We start from the raw sequence: 15,880 nt of genomic DNA, 5'->3' as shown, positions 1-15,880 counted from the left end.
TGGAACCGCGCTGCGCGGGTGCCACCGATCACCACGAACGACGAGGAACGGACTTCATGAACGACCAGCACGACCACGGAGCACTTGGCGACGCCGAGTACGCGGAGTTCATGGAGCTCGCCGCGGAAGAAGGCTTCGACATCGAGGACGTCGAAGGCGCGCTCGAGGAAGCCGGCCACGGCCCGCTGCCCGTCCTCGCCGTCGTCGGCCGGCCGAACGTCGGCAAGTCGACCCTGGTGAACCGGATCATCGGCCGCCGCGAAGCGGTCGTCGAGGACAAGCCCGGCGTCACCCGCGACCGCGTCACCTACGAGGCCGAGTGGGCCGGCCGCCGCTTCAAGGTCGTCGACACCGGCGGCTGGGAGCAGGACGTCCTCGGCATCGACGCCTCCGTCGCCGCCCAGGCCGAGTACGCCATCGAGGCCGCCGACGCGGTCGTCTTCGTCGTGGACGCCAAGGTCGGCGCCACCGACACCGACGAGGCCGTCGTCCGGCTGCTGCGCAAGGCGGGCAAGCCCGTCGTCCTGTGCGCCAACAAGGTGGACGGCCAGAGCGGCGAGTCCGACGCGGCGTCCCTGTGGTCGCTGGGCCTCGGCTTCCCGCACCCGGTCTCCTCCCTGCACGGCCGCGGCACCGGCGACATGCTGGACGCCGTCCTGGAGGCCCTGCCCGAGGCGCCCGAGCAGCGCTTCGGCACCGCCGTCGGCGGCCCGCGCCGGATCGCCCTCATCGGCCGTCCGAACGTCGGCAAGTCCTCCCTGCTGAACAAGGTCGCCAAGGAGGACCGGGTCGTCGTCAACGAGATGGCCGGCACCACCCGCGACCCGGTCGACGAGCTGATCCAGCTCGGCGGAGTCACCTGGAAGTTCATCGACACCGCGGGCATCCGCAAGAAGGTCCACCTCCAGCAGGGCGCCGACTACTACGCCTCCCTGCGTACGGCCGCCGCCGTGGAGAAGGCCGAGGTCGCGGTCATCCTGATCGACACGACCGAGAACATCTCCGTCCAGGACCAGCGCATCATCACCATGGCCGTCGAGGCCGGGCGCGCGATCGTGATCGCGTACAACAAGTGGGACAACCTCGACGAGGAGCGCCGCTACTACCTAGAGCGCGAGATCGAGACCGAGATGCAGCAGGTCGCCTGGGCGCCCCGGGTGAACGTCTCGGCGCTCACCGGCCGCCACATGGAGAAGCTGGTCCCGGCCATCGAGACCGCGCTCGCCGGCTGGGAGACCCGCATCCCCACCGGCCGCCTGAACGCCTTCCTCGGCGAGGTCGTCGCCGGTCACCCGCACCCGATCCGCGGTGGCAAGCAGCCGCGCATCCTGTTCGGCACCCAGGCGGGCAGCAAGCCGCCGCGGTTCGTCCTCTTCGCCTCGGGCTTCCTGGAGCACGGCTACCGCCGCTTCATCGAGCGCCGCCTGCGCGAGGAGTTCGGCTTCGAGGGAACCCCGATCCACATCTCGGTCCGGGTGCGCGAGAAGCGCGGCGCCCAGCACAAGCGCAAGATGTAACGGCGGTACGGCGGTACGGCGGGGCCTAGAAGCCCCGGCGAGGAGCGGGCGGCAGGGCCGCCGGGATGTGCTGCATCCCGGTCTGGTGCTGCCGCCCGCTCGTGTATGCGGAGCCGGAGCCCGCGTACGAGTACTGCGGCTGTGGCTGTGGCTGCGGGGTGTACGCGGGCTGCCAGGCGTCCGCCTGCTGCCATGAGGAACCGTTCCAGCCGCTGCCCTGGGCGGCGGTGTGGGAGCCGCCGTACGTGCTCCCGTAGGTGCTCCCGTACGTGCTCGGGTACGCGCCGCCGCCGGGGTGCGGGCCCGCGTGGGAGCCCGCGTACGAGCCGCCGTAGGAGAACGCCGTGAAGCCGAGGTCCTCCTCGCCCGTGCGGTCGCCCGGGAGGGCCCGGAAGGCGCGCAGGTACTCCGAGTACAGCAGGTCGTAGATCGGGGTGTGCGAGGCGGCCGGAGCGCTCTCCAGCTCCCGTGCTTGGCGCATCGGGGGGACGGTGCTCGGATAGGACGGGGCGCGGGAGACATCGTAGGAATGCACGTATCAGCCAACGAAACCGGCGCCCCACGGATGCGGGGTCACAGGGCGGAAAACGCAGATCGCCGGGGGTGCGCGGGACGGACCGCGCACCCCCGGCGCATGCCGCCCGGCCCCCTGGGGGGCGGACGGCGGTTCGGGGGAGAGCCTGCGACTCAGGCGCCCGGGGTGCCCGCCAGCGGCATCGAGGCGGCCACCAGCTTGCCGTTGGCCGCGGCCTTGTCCAGGGCGGCGCGGAGCAGGTCCTCGCGGGGCTGCTGGCCGATGGAGTCGACCGGGGCGGCGTAGACCAGGACGCGCTGGGTCTTGTTGACCGCGGCCCGCCAGCCGTCGGTGACCGACAGCGGCTTGTGCGCCTGCCACCAGGCGATCTGGCCGGGCTGGAGCACGGAGTGCAGCTGGCCGGCGGCGAGCAGGATCGACCAGCCGCTCAGTGCGGACGGGAGCTCGTCGGTGTCGGTGACCGGGACGAAGCCCTGCTCGATGAGGAGCGGGAGGAAGTCGTCGCCGGGACCGGTGGTGCCGGGACGGGCGATGGGCGCGGTGGGCTCCACGACCAGGGCGGGGTGCAGTTCCCCGTTGATCAGGATCAGGCCGCTGGTGATGCCGAGGACGGCCTGGCCGCCGGGCACGGACTGCGGTACGTCGCCGGCGGGGGCCGAGGGGCTGTCGCCGGTGATGGAGCGGACGGCGCCCTGGAGGTGGGCCTCGGGGACCGAGACCACCTGCGAGGGGATGCATCCGGCGTGGGCGAAGGCGAGGACGGCGGTCTCGTCGCCGACGAACAGCACGGTGCTGGTCTGCTCGCGCTCCGAGTCGCCGGGGGTGCGGCAGGACGTGCAGTCGTAACTGCCCGGGGACCCGTCACCGGCGAGCAGCCGTTCGGCCTCCTCGTCGCCGATCTCGGCACGTACCTCATCACTGACTTCGAGCATGCGCGGCACGGGGTGGCTCCTCGGACTAGGCGTGCGGGGCCGGGGGGTTCCGGCTCGCCGGGCTCAACGGGGGAGTGGCGGCCGGGGTCACGCCGTTTGAGGGAACGGAATCGAACCGGACCCCCGAAGGAGTGAACGGTCCGACCGGGGCGTTGTTTTCGTGCCAACTGTTTTCTGATTGTGCGCAGTTGGTGGCCGGTGTGGATCGTTTCGGCGGCGGGCCCGGCGGCGGCGGGCGGGGCCGAGCGGGTGGCCGCGGCCGGGGCGCGGTGTGGCGGGCGCGGGCCCCGGTACGGGGCTGCGTAGCGTGACGCGATGCGCAACTTGGGGATCCCGGCCGCCGCCCGCGCCGCCGCGCTGGGGCTGGTGCTCGTGCTCGTTCCGGTGCTGTTCCCGGTGTCGGCGGAGGCCGCTCCGCCGCCGCCCGCGCCCGGAGCCCACGGCCGGTCGGTGGACTGCGGACCCGGCGGGAAGTGGCCGTGGGACTGCGTGGCCGACTGCGAGAGCGGGGGCCGGTGGGCCGTGAACACGGGGAACGGGTTCTACGGGGGACTGCAGTTCTGGCAGCCGACGTGGGAGGAGCACGGGGGCCTGCTGTTCGCCCCGAGGGCCGACCTGGCGACGCGGGACCAGCAGATCCGCGTCGCGGAGGACCTGCTGGGAACGCAGGGCTGGGAGGCCTGGCCGGTGTGCGCCACGCGGTACGGGCTGGCGGGGCGGATGCACGTGGTGCGGAGCGGGGACACGCTGGCGGCGATCGCGCGGCGGCACCGGGTGAAGGGCGGCTGGCAGGCGCTGTACGAGGCGAACCGGGTGGTGATCGGCCCGCGCCCGGACGCCCTCCGGATCGGCACCCTCCTGACCTTGCCCCCGGCTATGCCGTCACCGGCCACCCCGTCACCGGCGGCCCCGCCCGTGCCTTCGCAGGCTCCGACTCCGATTCCGGCTCCGATTCCGGCTCCGGCTCACAGCCCGGCCCCGGCCCCGGCACCCGGCCCGTCGGCGCGGAAGGTCTGACCCCCTCGGCCCTCGGTCCGGCTCAGGCCGGGCGGCCGACCGCCGGGTCGGGGTCGTTCGAGGACTGCGCCGGAATGCGGGCCGCGGGGGCTCCGGGGGCCGGGTCCGAGGCCTCGGACCCCGGCTGCGCGGGGACCCGTACCGGACCCCGTTCCCGCTCGGCGGTGGCTTCGGGATCCGCGCACTCCATCGCGCGCGGGAGCTTCAGCGCCATCAGCGCCCCCGCCAGCAGCAGCGCGGCGCTGACCACCAGCGTGACGTGGAGACCGTGGACGAAGGACTGCCGGGCGGCCGCGTACAGGGAGTCCCCCGCCGCTCCGCCGAGCTGCGCCGCGATCTGGTACGCCTCGCCCAGCGAGTGCGCCGCGTCGGCGGACTGCGCTTCGGAGACCCCGGGCACCCCGGTCAGCCCGGGTGCGTAGGCCGCGTTCATCACGCTGCCGAGCAGTGCGATGCCCATGCCCGCGCCCAGCTGGTACGAGGTCTCGCCTATCGAGGCCGCGCCGCCCGCGGTGGCCGCCGGGGCCTCGCTGAGCATCGACTCGTACGCTGCGAACAGGGTGGTCTGGAGGCCGAAGCCGAGCAGGACGAACCCGACGGTCAGCAGCACCGGCCGGTCGTGCTGGCCCATGAAGGTCAGCAGCAGCACCGCGAAGGCGGTCAGCACGAAGCCCAGCGAGACCATCCGTCGCGGCCCGGTCCGGGCCAGGGTGTACGAGCCGGTCGCGCCCGCCGCCATCGCGGCGAAGGTGAGCGGCAGCAGCCGCAGCCCGGTCTCCAGCGGGCTCAGGCGCAGCACCAGCTGGAGGTACTGGACGGCGATCAGCTCCAGCCCGACCAGCGCGAGCATGGCCAGCACGATGCAGCCCACCGAGGTGCTGAAGGCGGGCCGGGAGAACATCCGCATGTCGATCAGAGGGTGCGCGCGCCGCTTCTGCCGGCGCACGAACGCCGCCAGCAGCACCGCGCCGATCAGCAGCGGAACGATCGCTTCGAGGTCGGCGACCTGCCGCTCCGCGCCGAACCGCTTGACCCCGAGGACCACGGCGAGGACGCCCCCGGCGGCCATCAGCGCGCCGAGCACGTCCCAGGGCCCGTCGGAGGTGCCCTTCGACTCGGGCAGCAGCCACCGGCCCAGCGGCAGGAGCAGGATCATCAGCGGGATGTTGATGAGGAAGACCGAACCCCACCAGAAGTGCTGGACGAGGAAGCCGCCGAGGACCGGCCCGCTCGCCGCGCCGATGGCGGCGACGGCGGTCCAGATGCCGATGGCGAGGGCCCGCTCGCGGCGGTCGGGGAAGACCTGGCGCAGGATCGACAGGGTGGCCGGCATGATCATCGCGCCGCCGACGCCGAGCAGGGCGCGGGCGGCGATGAGGACCTGGGCGTTGTCGGCGAGTGCGGCGACGGCCGAGGCCACGCCGAAGAGTCCGTAGCCGAGGAGGAGGACGCGACGGCGGCCGACGCGGTCGCCGAGGGTGCCGAAGAGGATCAGCAGGGAGGCGCAGACGAGCGGGTAGGCGTCGACGATCCACAGGAGCTCGACCGAGCCGGGCCGCAGGTCTTCGGTGACGGAGGGGACGGCCACGTGCAGGATCGTCGCGTCGAGCGCGACGAGGACCAGGCTGACGCAGAGGACCGCCAGGACCGCCCAGCGGTTGGCCCCGCCGGAGGCCGCACGGAGTCGTTGCCGTAGCTGCAGCAGTTGCCGGGGGGAAGGGTTCCTGTCGCCGGTGGTCGTGTTCGTCCCCGACATGCATGTACCTCCCAGGTGATCCCTCGCACTCGGCGGACCAGCGTCTTTCGGGGCCACAGTGGGTGAAGGTGGCGTCCTACGGGGTCCGGCGTCGACACGCGAGTGAAGAGTCAGCGTACGCGAGTTCGGCTCTGGGACACGTGGTCAAGCTCTCATCCCGCCGCCGGCCGCCGTGTGGTGTGTGCCACTCGACGCGCACCGTTCCCTCCGCTTGGGCCGCGCCCGCCCCCGCCCCCGATAATCATGCCCGTGAAGGATCTTGGATTTCGCCGGGCCGCGCCCGCCCTCGCCGTCTTCGCGGCGGTCCGGCTCTTCGGGCTGACGGTGCTCGCGGTGTGGGGGGCGGTGGCCGGCAGCAGTGCGCACACGCTGCTCTCGGCGCGCTGGGACTCTCTCTGGTACGCCCGGATCGCCGCCGACGGGTACGGGTACGAGGTGGCCCTCCCCAACGGGGACGTCCACTCCAACCTGGCCTTCTTCCCTCTGCTGCCCTGGCTGGAACGGCTGGTCTCGGCCGTCACCGGCCTCGGCTACGGGTCCGCCGGCCTGGTGGTGTCGGCGGTCGCCGGGCTCGCCGCGGCCTGGGGGATCTTCGCGGTGGCCGACCTGCTCCACGGCCGCCGGGCCGGGGTGTTCGCCGTCGGGCTCTGGGCCGCGCTGCCCGTGGGGATCGTGCAGTCGATGGCGTACAGCGAGTCGCTGTTCACCGCGCTGGCCGCCTGGAGCCTCTACGGGGCCCTGCGCGGCCGCTGGCTCACCGCCGGTCTGCTCGCGGCCGGGGCGGGGCTGACCCGCCCGGTCGGGGCCGCGGTGGTCGCGGCGGTCTGGGTGGCCGCGGCCCTGGCCCGGCGCCGCGGGGAGGGCTCCGGGCGGGCGGTGGCGGGGGCCCTGCTGGCTCCGCTGGGCGCGGCGGCGTACGTGCTGTGGGTCGGCGCGCGGACCGGCGGCGGCCTGACCGGATACCTGGACGTGCAGGGCGGCTGGGGCAACGGCTTCGACGGCGGCTGGGCCTTCGCCCGCTTCATCGCCGCCCGCCTGGCCTCCTCCGCCTTCCTCGCCGGGGTCGGCCTGATCGCCGGGGTCGCGCTGGTGCTGTGGCTGTACGGGCTCTGCGTACGGCAGCGGCAGCCGGTCCCGCTGCTCGTCTACTGCGGGATCGTGGTGGCGCTGGCGCTGTGCGCCTCCGGGTACTTCGGCTCCAAGCCCCGGCTGCTGCTGCCCGCCTTCCCGCTGGTGTTCCCGCCGGCGGTGGCGCTGGCCGGGTGGCGGCCGGGCCGGGCGACCGCCGCGCTGGGCGCGCTGGCCGTCGTATCGGCGGGGTACGGGGCCTTCTGGCTGCACGGCTCGGGCCCCCCGTAGGCGGCGGTACGGGCCCGACATCACGGAATGGATCATTCCGATCCATCTTTGAGCAAAACAATTCGACCTGTGCGGATAAAGCCCGGCGAAGTATGCGAAGAAATGGCCGGGCCAAGGGACCGGCGGCGCTCCAACCAAAGGCGGAATGACGGGAATTAAGTCCCGTGTGAGACCAACTCCACATCACATGGTCATCACAAAGCCCTCGATTCGACCGGGCCGCCCATCGGCGCGCGGTAACGTCGATTGAGTGCGTACCGACCAAATCCTGCCCAGACTGGAGCGGGTGTTCGCCCGGCTGGACCGGGAACCAGAGCGACCGGCTCATCTGCAAACCCCGCAGATGAGCCGGCACCGCGTCGTGCTCCTCGGAGCGACACTCGCCTTCTACCTCGCGATCGTCGTGGCCGTCCTGACCACCTCCTGGCTCGTCCGCCTGGACTGGCAGGTCATGTTCTTCCGGCCCTACGAGCAGTGGCCGCAGCTCCACGCCTTCCTCGACTACCTCGTGGTCCTGGGCCAGCGCGGACCCACCGCCGTGATGGTCGCCGCCTGGCTCGGCTGGCGGTCCTGGCGGCAGCACACCCTGCGCCCGTTGGTCACCCTCGGCGTGGCGCTGCTGCTCCTCAACATCACGGTCGGCGCCGTCAAGCTCGGCCTCGGCCGGCTCGGCCCGCACTACGCCACCCGGATCGGCTCCGCCGAGCTCTTCGCCGGCGGGGATATATTTCCCTCCGGCCACACCGCCAACGCCGTCGTGACCTGGGGAATCCTGGCTTACCTGGCCTCGACCGTGGTCACCCGCCGGGTGCTCTCCGTGGTGTCCGCGGTCGTCTCGCTGAGCGTCGGCGCCACCACCGTGTACCTCGGCACCCACTGGGTCAGTGACGTCCTGCTCGGCTGGTCCGCCGGTGTGCTCGTGCTCCTGGCGCTGCCGTGGTTCGAGCCCCTCATCGCCCACGCGGAGGCCTACGTATTCGGCGTGCGCGCGCGGCTGCGCTCCCTCGTGGAAGCCGGGCGGGTGCCCGAGCCCCTCACCGGAGTGCTCGTCCCGCTGCTCTCCGCGGGCGGCAAGTGGCGGCTCCAGCGGCCCGTCGGGCCTTCCGCCGCGGCGACGGCGGAGCCCGCCGCGCCGGTGGTTCCGGTCGGGGTCGCGGTTCCGGCCGCGGCCGGGCACTATCCGGCCGCTCGGCCCGCCGGCCACGCCGCCGCCCGTCCGTACCTGGTCCGCTCCGAGCGGCCGCCGGCCACCCCGGTCGGCAGCCGCCGCCCGGCCCACGCCGACCGCACCCCGGCGCGCGGCACGGCCCGCCCGGCTGCCGGAGGCTGATTCGCGAACGGTACGCACACTTCCGCGATGACGGCGGGCCCCGGTCGAGGACCGGGGCCCGCCTTCGTCGTACCTCCGGACCGGCCGTCAGCCGCGCGCTCGGAGGTTCGTCCGTACCGGGTCACGCTTGTGTCACGGAATGTCGACAGTCCTGTGCCGTCGAGTTCGTCCGGACCATTCATTTCCCGGTCCGCGACACGCCCGGGGTGAATTGTCTTTCGAATTACCTCCCGACTTCCCGGAATTCCCGCCGGAACCCACTCCGGGTCCCCTCCGCTTCCTTACATCTTCTTCACTTCTCAGGATGCTTCGCGAGGTTCCAGAGACCTGCCGAGGAGATCTCGCAGAGCCCTGATCCGGTCCGTCAGCTCAACCGGCTCGACGACTTCGAACTCACAGCCGAGCAGCATGATGTGAATCAGCAGAACATGAAGGTTCACCGCCCCCGTGCGCAGGACGCAGCTCCGCTCGTCGAGGGGCTCCAGGGTCCCGTCGGCCGCCCCGACGAGCTGCGAGGCCTCCGCCATCGGCACCCGCAGCCGGACGACCGCCCGGACCGAGTACGCCCCTTGCGAGATCCCCCGGGAGACGTACGCGGCGAGGTCCTCGGCGGGCGGCGGGCGCGGGGTGAAGCGCGGGCCGTGCGGGGGCCTGGGCTCGATCCGGTCGGCCCGGAAGGTCCGCCAGTCCTCCCGGTCGAGGTCCCAGGCGACCAGGTACCAGCGGCGCTCGGTGCACACCAGCCGGTGCGGTTCGACGGTGCGGCGGGTGACGGTGCCCCCGTGGTCCCGGTAGTCGAAGCGCAGCCGCTCGCCGTCGCGGCAGACCGTGGCCAGACCGGTCAGCACGGCCGGGTCGACGGTGGACGGGCCGGCCCCGCGCAGCATGGGCACGGTGAACTCGTTCAGCGCCGACACCCGCCCCCGCAGCCGGGACGGCAGCACCTGCTCCAGCTTGGCCAGGGCCCGTACGGAGGCCTCCCCGATCCCCTCGACGCCGTTGCCGGCGGCGGTCCGCAGCCCCACGGCCACGGCGACGGCCTCGTCGTCGTCGAGCAGCAGCGGCGGCAGTTCGGCGCCCGCCCCCAGCTGGTACCCGCCACCGGTGCCGGGGCTGGCGTTCACGGGATATCCGAGCTCCCGCAGCCGGTCCACGTCCCGCCGCACGGTGCGCGGGGTCACCCCGAGCCGGTCGGCGAGATCGGCTCCGGTCCATTCCCGGTGGGCCTGCAGCAGGGACAAGAGGCGGAGCAGCCGCGCGGAGGTATCGAGCATTCCCGCAGTCTGCCCCCATCCGGGAAGCGGGTGGACCGCGCGGGGACGGAGCGACAAACTTGCAGCGCTAGGTTTCCGCACACCGTTTCCGCACCACCCGGCCTGCCAGGAGGCTCCGTGTCCTTCGTTCCCACCGACCCGCTCGGGCTCGACGAACTCCTCACCCCCGAGGACCTCGCCATCCGCGACACCGTCCGCGGCTGGGCCGCCGACCGGGTGCTGCCGAACATCGCCGAGTGGTACGAGAACGGCGAGCTGCCCGGGATCCGGGAGCTCGCCAGAGAACTCGGCGCGCTCGGCGCGCTCGGGATGTCCCTCCAGGGATACGGCTGCGCCGGGGCGAGCGCCGTCCAGTACGGGCTCGCCTGCCTGGAGCTGGAGGCCGCCGACTCCGGGATCCGCTCCCTGGTCTCCGTACAGGGCTCGCTGGCCATGTACGCGATCTGGAAGTACGGCTCCGAGGAGCAGAAGCAGCGCTGGCTGCCCGGCATGGCCGCCGGCGAGCTCATCGGATGCTTCGGGCTGACCGAGCCCGACGTGGGCTCTGACCCCGGCGCGATGCGCACGTACGCCAAGCGCGAGGGCACCGACTGGGTGCTCAACGGGCGCAAGATGTGGATCACCAACGGCTCGGTGGCGGCCGTGGCCGTCGTCTGGGCGCAGACCGACGAGGGGATCCGCGGGTTCGCCGTGCCCACGGACACCGCTGGGTTCTCCGCGCCCGAGATCAAGCACAAGTGGTCCCTGCGCGCCTCGGTGACCAGCGAGCTGGTCCTGGACGACGTACGGCTGCCCGCCGACGCGGTGCTTCCGGGCGTCACCGGGCTCAAGGGGCCGCTCGGCTGCCTCAGCCACGCGCGGTACGGGATCGTGTGGGGATCCATGGGCGCGGCGCGCGCCAGCTTCGAGGCGGCGCTCGACTACGCGAAGACGCGCGAGCAGTTCGGCAGGCCCATCGGCGGGTTCCAGCTCACCCAGGCCAAGCTCGCGGACATGGCGCTGGAGCTGCACAAGGGGATCCTGCTCGCCCACCACCTGGGCCGGCGGATGGACGCGGGCACCCTGCGGCCGGAGCAGATCAGCTTCGGCAAGCTCAACAACGTCCGCGAGGCCATCGATATCTGCCGCACCGCGCGGACCATCCTCGGTGCCAACGGGATCTCCCTCGAATACCCCGTCATGCGGCACGCCACCAACCTCGAATCGGTCCTCACCTACGAGGGCACCGTCGAGATGCACCAACTGGTGCTGGGCAAGGCACTCACCGGGCTCGATGCCTTCCGGTGAGCCGGCCGGCCCTCAGCCGGTGAGAGCCCTGCTCAGCTCTGGTTGAAGAAATCGCGCGAGCGGCCGCCCGCCTCGCCGCTCACGACCTGGGTGTCGGCCGGGGTCAGCAGGAAGACCCTGGTCGCCACCCGCTCGATCGAGCCACGCAGTCCGAAGGTCAGACCGGCCGCGAAGTCGACCACGCGCTTGGCGTCGCCCGGGTCCATCGAGGACAGGTTCACGATGACCGGGACGCCGTCGCGGAACAGCTCGCCGATGCCGCGCGCGTCACGGAAACCGTCGGGGGTGACCGTCGCGATGCGCCGGCCCTGCTCGACGGCGGACTCCGACGCGACCTTGACGCGCGGGTCGGTGACCCACTGCTCGCCGGGGCCGACCACCGAACCACCCTGCGGGGCCTCCGCGTAGTCGTCGTCGTAGTAACGCTCGTCGTCGCTGTCCTCCACGAGACCCAGCCAGGCACTCGCTTTGCGCACCGAACCCATGGACGCCTCCTTTCATCGCGGTCAGTCTGTCTTCTCTTCCGCGTCCCTATCGTCGTCCATGATGCTGACAACGCGCCAAGTGGATAGTCGCCGCGCAGGGGTTTCGTGACGGTACTGGTGCAGAACATCCGTTGTACGGTCAAGGATCCTGGCGGGTACCGCTGCTGACTGAGTGAAAATACGACCAGTGCCGCCGTACGGGTGACCGACGGGGTCGTACGGGTGAAGGGCCGGGCTCGTTACGATGCCCGTCGAGCACACGTATGACACACGGGGGAGCACCATGTTCGGCATCGTCAGGCCTTGCACGCACAGACTGGGGGAGCGCTTCAAGGCGGAGTGGATGGCCCATCTGTGCGGTCTGTGCCTGGCACTTCGGGGGGACCACGGCCAGCTCGCGAGGATCGTGACCAACTACGACGGGCTGCTCGTCTCCGTTCTGACGGAGGCTCAGTCGGGTCCGGCCGCCGGCGCGCGGCGCACCGCCGGCCCCTGTCCACTGCGCGGGATGCGCACCGCCGCCGTGGCCCAGGGCGAGGGTGCGAGGCTCGCGGCCGCCGTCTCGCTGGTCCTGGCCTCCGCGAAGGTGCGGGACCACGTGGCCGACCGGGACGGGCTGTTGGCCCGCGCCCCGATCGCGCTGGCCGCGCGCCGGGTGGCCCGGGGCTGGGACCGGGCCGGCGCCCGTACCGGGGCCTCGCTCGGGTTCGACACGGCCGTGCTCGTCGACGCCGTGGACCGGCAGGCGGGCATCGAGACCCTGGCCGGCCCCGGCACGCCGGTGCTCGTGGTGACCGAGCCGACCGAGACCGCCACGGCCGCCGCCTTCGCCCATACCGCGACCCTCGCCGGACGGCCAGACAACGCCCCCGCGCTCGCCGAGGCGGGCCGCTACTTCGGGCGGCTCGCGCACCTGCTGGACGCCGTGGAGGACCAGGGCGCCGACGCCGCCGCCGGGGCCTGGAACCCGCTGACCGCCACCGGAACCTCCCGGGCCGAGGCCCGCAGGCTCTGCGACGACGCCCTCCACGGCATCCGGCTGGCCCTGGGCGAGGCGCGGTTCGCGGACGCGGGCCTCGCCCACCGGCTGCTGGTGCACGAGCTGCGCACCTCCGTGGACCGGGCCTTCGGGACCGCCGGCTGTGCCCATACCGTGACGGATGCCGCGGGCCAGGGCGGCTTCGGTCCCCCGCCGGCCGGCTTCGGTCCGCCGCCGCCCCCGCACAAGCCCCGCCGGGGCCTCCTGCCGGGCTGCGCGGTGGCCATCGGACTGTTCTGCACCTGCCAGCTGTGCTGCACGGACCACGAGGGGCCCTGGTCCCGCAAGAAGCGGGAGGCGTGGTGCGACAAGTGCGACTGCGGGGACTGTGACTGCGATTGCGACGGCTGCGACTGCTGCTGCTGTCCCTGCGACGGCTGCTGAGGCCGGATCAGATCCGCGCAGTCCGGCCTCGAATCCGTGCAGGCCCGGACGGGGTACCTTGCGGTTCCCGGCCGGGCCGGCGTGGAAGGGTTGAGCGGCATGAGCGCTGACGCACTTTCCGCAGACGACCCGACCTCCGGGGCCGGACCCCTCACCCAGACTCCCTCCGGGGGATCCCCGGGCTCGCCGGCTACCCGGAAGGTCGAATTCCGGCCGTTCCGGGGCGGCGTACGGCCTTCACGGGCGAGCGGCGGCTGAAAGGCGCCCTTGCTGCCGGTATCTGACGCCAGGACACTCCCGACAGCGTCTCTCGAAGTTTGTCAGGGGCACGTCGAACGGCCTCGCGCCGGTCGTGCCCCCGGCCGCCCCCCACGGGCTCCGGCACCCCACGACCGGGCCCCCGATCCCTTCCGGGAGGACGACAAGTGAGGATCACCCGCATCATCCGCTCCAGGCTCTTCGCCGTGGCCACCGGCATGGCCGCGGTGGCCGCCCTCGCCGCCCCCACCACCGCCCACGCCGACGGCGGCTTCAGCGCCGATCGGCTCGCCACGGCCGGCGCCTCGGTCCTGCGCGCCGACGTCGCCGGCACCGCCTGGCACACCGACCCCGCCACCGGAACCCTCGTGGTCACCGCCGACTCCACCGTCTCGGCCGCCGGCCTCGCCAGAATCCGCCGCGAGGCCGGGGCGGACGCCGCCGCGCTGCGCATCGAGCGCATCCCCGGCAAGCTGACCAAACTGATCTCCGGCGGAGACGCCATCTACACCTCCGGCTGGCGGTGCTCGCTCGGCTTCAACGTGCGCAGCGGCAGCACCTACTACGTGCTCACCGCCGGCCACTGCACCGACGGCGCGGGCACCTGGTGGACCAGCTCCTCGCACAGCACGGTCATCGGGTCCACCGTCGGCTCCAGCTTCCCGGTCAACGACTACGGCCTCATCAAGTACGCCAGCAACTCCCCGGTGCCGCCCGGCACCGTCGGCAGCCAGGACATCACCAGCGCCGTCAACCCCACCAACGGCATGTCCGTGACCCGGCGCGGCTCCACCACCGGCGTCCACAGCGGCACGGTGACCGGCCTCAACGCCACCGTGAACTACGGCAACGGCGACATCGTCTACGGAATGATCAAGACCAACGTGTGCGCCGAGCCCGGCGACAGCGGAGGCCCGCTCTACTCCGGCACCCGCGCCGTCGGCCTCACCTCCGGGGGCAGCGGCAATTGCACCTCGGGCGGCACCACGTTCTTCCAGCCCGTGGTCGAAGCGCTCAACGCGTACGGGGTCAGCGTGTATTAGGCCGTCCGGCCCGTCGTGGACCCATGCGCCCCCGCCGCACCCCTGGACGTCCTCCCGCCTTCTGGGAGGATGTCCAGGGGGTCCGTGTCCACGGGGGGAGCAGGTCTGCGAATGAAACGAATCGGCGTGACCGGCCACAGGTCGATCCCGGACGAGGCGCTCGGTCACGTGGAAGAAGGCCTGCGGGCCGTGCTGGGAAGCCACGAGGGGCCGCTGGAGGCCCTCTCCAGCCTCGCCGAGGGAGCGGACCAGCTGTTCGCCGCCATCGCGCTGGAATGCGGCGCCGACCTCACCGTGGTCATCCCCAGCCGGGACTACGAGGAGGGCTTCGAGGGTGCGGAGGCCCTGGAGCGCTACCGGGGGCTCAAGCGCCGGGCCGCCCAGGAGGTCCGCATGGACTTCGCCCGCTCCACCGACGAGGCCTACTACGCCGCCGGCACCTACATCGCCGACTCCTGCGACCGCCTCGTCGCCGTCTGGGACGGCCTGCCCGCCCGGGGGCACGGCGGCACCGCCGAGATCGTCGCCTACACGCGCACGCTGGGGAAGCCCGTCACCGTGATCTGGTGCGAGGGCGTGACCCGGGACTGAGGCCACGCCCCGCACGCCACGTCAACTGCTGTGCCGGGCAAGCCAGTCGGTGTGCTGCGGGGACACGTACCGCTCCGTCTCGTAGACCGCGGAAGGCCACTGCGTCTCCGTGATGGTCGTCTGCATCACGACCATCATCGCGGAGAGGTCCTGCTCGATCAGGGTGTGCGCCTCGATCAGCGGATGGTGGCGCCGCACCTCGTTCCAGGCGATGCCCGCCGCCGCGGCCGCGCTCAGCAGCCCGGTCAGCTTCGGCCCGGGACCCGAGCCGAACGCCCCGACCAGTGCGAACAGCAGCGCCAGACAGGTCAGCAGCACGATCGACCACGACCACAGGGCCGTCGCCCGCCGCGACACCTCCGTCCGGCGCTGGTACCAGTTGCGCTGCTCGATCAGCCGGTCCCGTACGTAAGTCTCCCTGCGCACCTGGTAGTTCAGGCCGCGCAGCCGGTGCATCGCGCCGGTTATCTCCCCGCCCGCCGGCACCGCCCCGTCGGTCCGCGGATCCTCCCAGCCCATCTTCCGCAGCTCGTCCAGCCCCGCCTCCAGCCGGGTCCGGTACGTGCCCTCGGGCCCCGGGACATCGCTGCCGAACGGGGCTCCGTGGACGGCGTACCGCCAGGCCAGGGACTTGATGAACTCCGCGGCGCTGCGGTTGAGCTGCCACTGCGGCCGGGCCCGGCGCCGGGTCGCCCGGATGCCCACGGCCAGCACCCCGGCGTAGCAGAGCGCGCTCAGCAGGCCGAAGAGGTGCACGGACCCGGCCGTCGGCCCGTCGGGCAGGGCGGCGGCCCCGGCCGCCGCGACCAGCAGCACGAGCTGGGCGCGGGTGGCCTGGGTGGACTCCCGCTGCCGGGAGATCGCCGCCTGGTCGGTGTGGTGGAAGAGGGCGGGCAGGTCCTCGTTGCGAAAGGTCATGCTGTCACTCACAGCGAACCCCCCAGTCTGGAGTCGGGAGTTGGGTCGGGGGGGGGCCCCCGGGGGGGGGCCCAGCTGCGGAAAACCACCCCATCTACAAGGTGGCGTTGTTTAGACCAGGGGTGATCCGATTGAAGGTGGGGGTTGTGTGTGGG

14 protein-coding genes are annotated in these 15,880 nt (G+C 72.6%); 8 read left to right on the top strand and 6 right to left on the bottom strand.

Going from position 1 to position 15,880, the window contains the following annotated elements; all coding sequences use genetic code 11:
• The first annotated feature begins 56 nt into the window (after nt 1-56).
• Complete coding sequence (gene der, locus ACFXDJ_RS17895; RefSeq protein WP_384849499.1) at nt 57-1,517, top strand: ribosome biogenesis GTPase Der; 1,461 nt, start codon at nt 57-59, stop codon at nt 1,515-1,517.
• A gap of 25 nt (nt 1,518-1,542) precedes the next feature.
• Here the strand turns inward: der and ACFXDJ_RS17890 are convergent, their stop codons facing one another.
• Both ACFXDJ_RS17890 and ACFXDJ_RS17885 read right to left on the bottom strand, forming a co-directional pair.
• Nucleotides 1,543-1,998 (bottom strand): hypothetical protein, encoded by a 456-nt coding sequence (locus tag ACFXDJ_RS17890; protein ID WP_384663469.1) that lies wholly within the window; start codon nt 1,996-1,998, stop codon nt 1,543-1,545.
• A 206-nt stretch (nt 1,999-2,204) separates the two neighbouring features.
• Entirely contained in the window at nt 2,205-2,993 is a 789-nt protein-coding gene (locus ACFXDJ_RS17885) for a hypothetical protein (protein ID WP_384663470.1), read from the bottom strand.
• A 306-nt stretch (nt 2,994-3,299) separates the two neighbouring features.
• Here ACFXDJ_RS17885 and ACFXDJ_RS17880 point away from each other — a divergent pair, with 306 nt between their 5' ends.
• Nucleotides 3,300-4,001 carry a transglycosylase family protein gene (locus ACFXDJ_RS17880; protein ID WP_384663472.1) on the top strand — a complete coding sequence of 234 codons (702 nt, stop codon included), beginning with the start codon at nt 3,300-3,302 and terminating at the stop codon, nt 3,999-4,001.
• A gap of 22 nt (nt 4,002-4,023) precedes the next feature.
• Here ACFXDJ_RS17880 and ACFXDJ_RS17875 read toward each other — a convergent pair whose 3' ends face one another.
• Nucleotides 4,024-5,757, bottom strand: coding sequence for an MFS transporter (locus tag ACFXDJ_RS17875; protein ID WP_384849496.1), 1,734 nt, complete (start codon nt 5,755-5,757; stop codon nt 4,024-4,026).
• A gap of 243 nt (nt 5,758-6,000) precedes the next feature.
• Here ACFXDJ_RS17875 and ACFXDJ_RS17870 point away from each other — a divergent pair, with 243 nt between their 5' ends.
• Together ACFXDJ_RS17870 and ACFXDJ_RS17865 are read left to right on the top strand one after the other, a co-directional pair.
• Nucleotides 6,001-7,116: a glycosyltransferase family 39 protein gene (locus ACFXDJ_RS17870; protein ID WP_384663878.1), complete on the top strand. Its 1,116-nt coding sequence runs from the start codon at nt 6,001-6,003 to the stop codon at nt 7,114-7,116.
• 250 nt (nt 7,117-7,366) lie between these two features.
• On the top strand, nt 7,367-8,446 hold the full coding sequence (locus ACFXDJ_RS17865) for a phosphatase PAP2 family protein (RefSeq protein WP_384849493.1): 1,080 nt from the start codon (nt 7,367-7,369) through the stop codon (nt 8,444-8,446).
• A gap of 299 nt (nt 8,447-8,745) precedes the next feature.
• Here ACFXDJ_RS17865 and ACFXDJ_RS17860 read toward each other — a convergent pair whose 3' ends face one another.
• Nucleotides 8,746-9,720 carry a helix-turn-helix transcriptional regulator gene (locus ACFXDJ_RS17860; protein ID WP_384654230.1) on the bottom strand — a complete coding sequence of 325 codons (975 nt, stop codon included), beginning with the start codon at nt 9,718-9,720 and terminating at the stop codon, nt 8,746-8,748.
• Between the two features lie 117 nt (nt 9,721-9,837).
• On the opposite strand from ACFXDJ_RS17860, the gene ACFXDJ_RS17855 reads away from it, so the two are divergent.
• The gene (locus ACFXDJ_RS17855; RefSeq protein ID WP_384654232.1) at nt 9,838-11,007 is read left to right on the top strand and encodes an acyl-CoA dehydrogenase family protein; all 1,170 of its coding nucleotides are present in this window, start codon (nt 9,838-9,840) and stop codon (nt 11,005-11,007) included.
• Between the two features lie 32 nt (nt 11,008-11,039).
• Here the strand turns inward: ACFXDJ_RS17855 and ACFXDJ_RS17850 are convergent, their stop codons facing one another.
• Nucleotides 11,040-11,492: a cell division protein SepF gene (locus tag ACFXDJ_RS17850; protein WP_330295645.1), complete on the bottom strand. Its 453-nt coding sequence runs from the start codon at nt 11,490-11,492 to the stop codon at nt 11,040-11,042.
• 283 nt (nt 11,493-11,775) lie between these two features.
• Between ACFXDJ_RS17850 and ACFXDJ_RS17845 the strand changes: the two genes are divergently transcribed.
• The 3 genes from ACFXDJ_RS17845 (at nt 11,776) to ACFXDJ_RS17835 (ending at nt 14,807) form a co-directional block, all read left to right on the top strand.
• Nucleotides 11,776-12,915 (top strand): DUF5685 family protein, encoded by a 1,140-nt coding sequence (locus ACFXDJ_RS17845; RefSeq protein WP_384654234.1) that lies wholly within the window; start codon nt 11,776-11,778, stop codon nt 12,913-12,915.
• 476 nt (nt 12,916-13,391) lie between these two features.
• On the top strand, nt 13,392-14,216 hold the full coding sequence (locus ACFXDJ_RS17840; RefSeq protein WP_384654270.1) for a S1 family peptidase: 825 nt from the start codon (nt 13,392-13,394) through the stop codon (nt 14,214-14,216).
• Between the two features lie 111 nt (nt 14,217-14,327).
• Entirely contained in the window at nt 14,328-14,807 is a 480-nt protein-coding gene (locus ACFXDJ_RS17835; protein ID WP_384654236.1) for a hypothetical protein, read from the top strand.
• 21 nt (nt 14,808-14,828) lie between these two features.
• Here the strand turns inward: ACFXDJ_RS17835 and ACFXDJ_RS17830 are convergent, their stop codons facing one another.
• Nucleotides 14,829-15,725 carry a DUF4231 domain-containing protein gene (locus ACFXDJ_RS17830; RefSeq protein WP_384654238.1) on the bottom strand — a complete coding sequence of 299 codons (897 nt, stop codon included), beginning with the start codon at nt 15,723-15,725 and terminating at the stop codon, nt 14,829-14,831.
• Nucleotides 15,726-15,880: the final 155 nt, after the last annotated feature.

The sequence above is a fragment of the Streptomyces sp. NPDC059443 genome (genome assembly GCF_042750105.1).
Lineage (GTDB): Bacteria > Actinomycetota > Actinomycetes > Streptomycetales > Streptomycetaceae > Streptomyces.
Note: the sequence above shows the minus strand (reverse complement) of the source record. Positions and strands in the feature narration are given on the sequence as shown.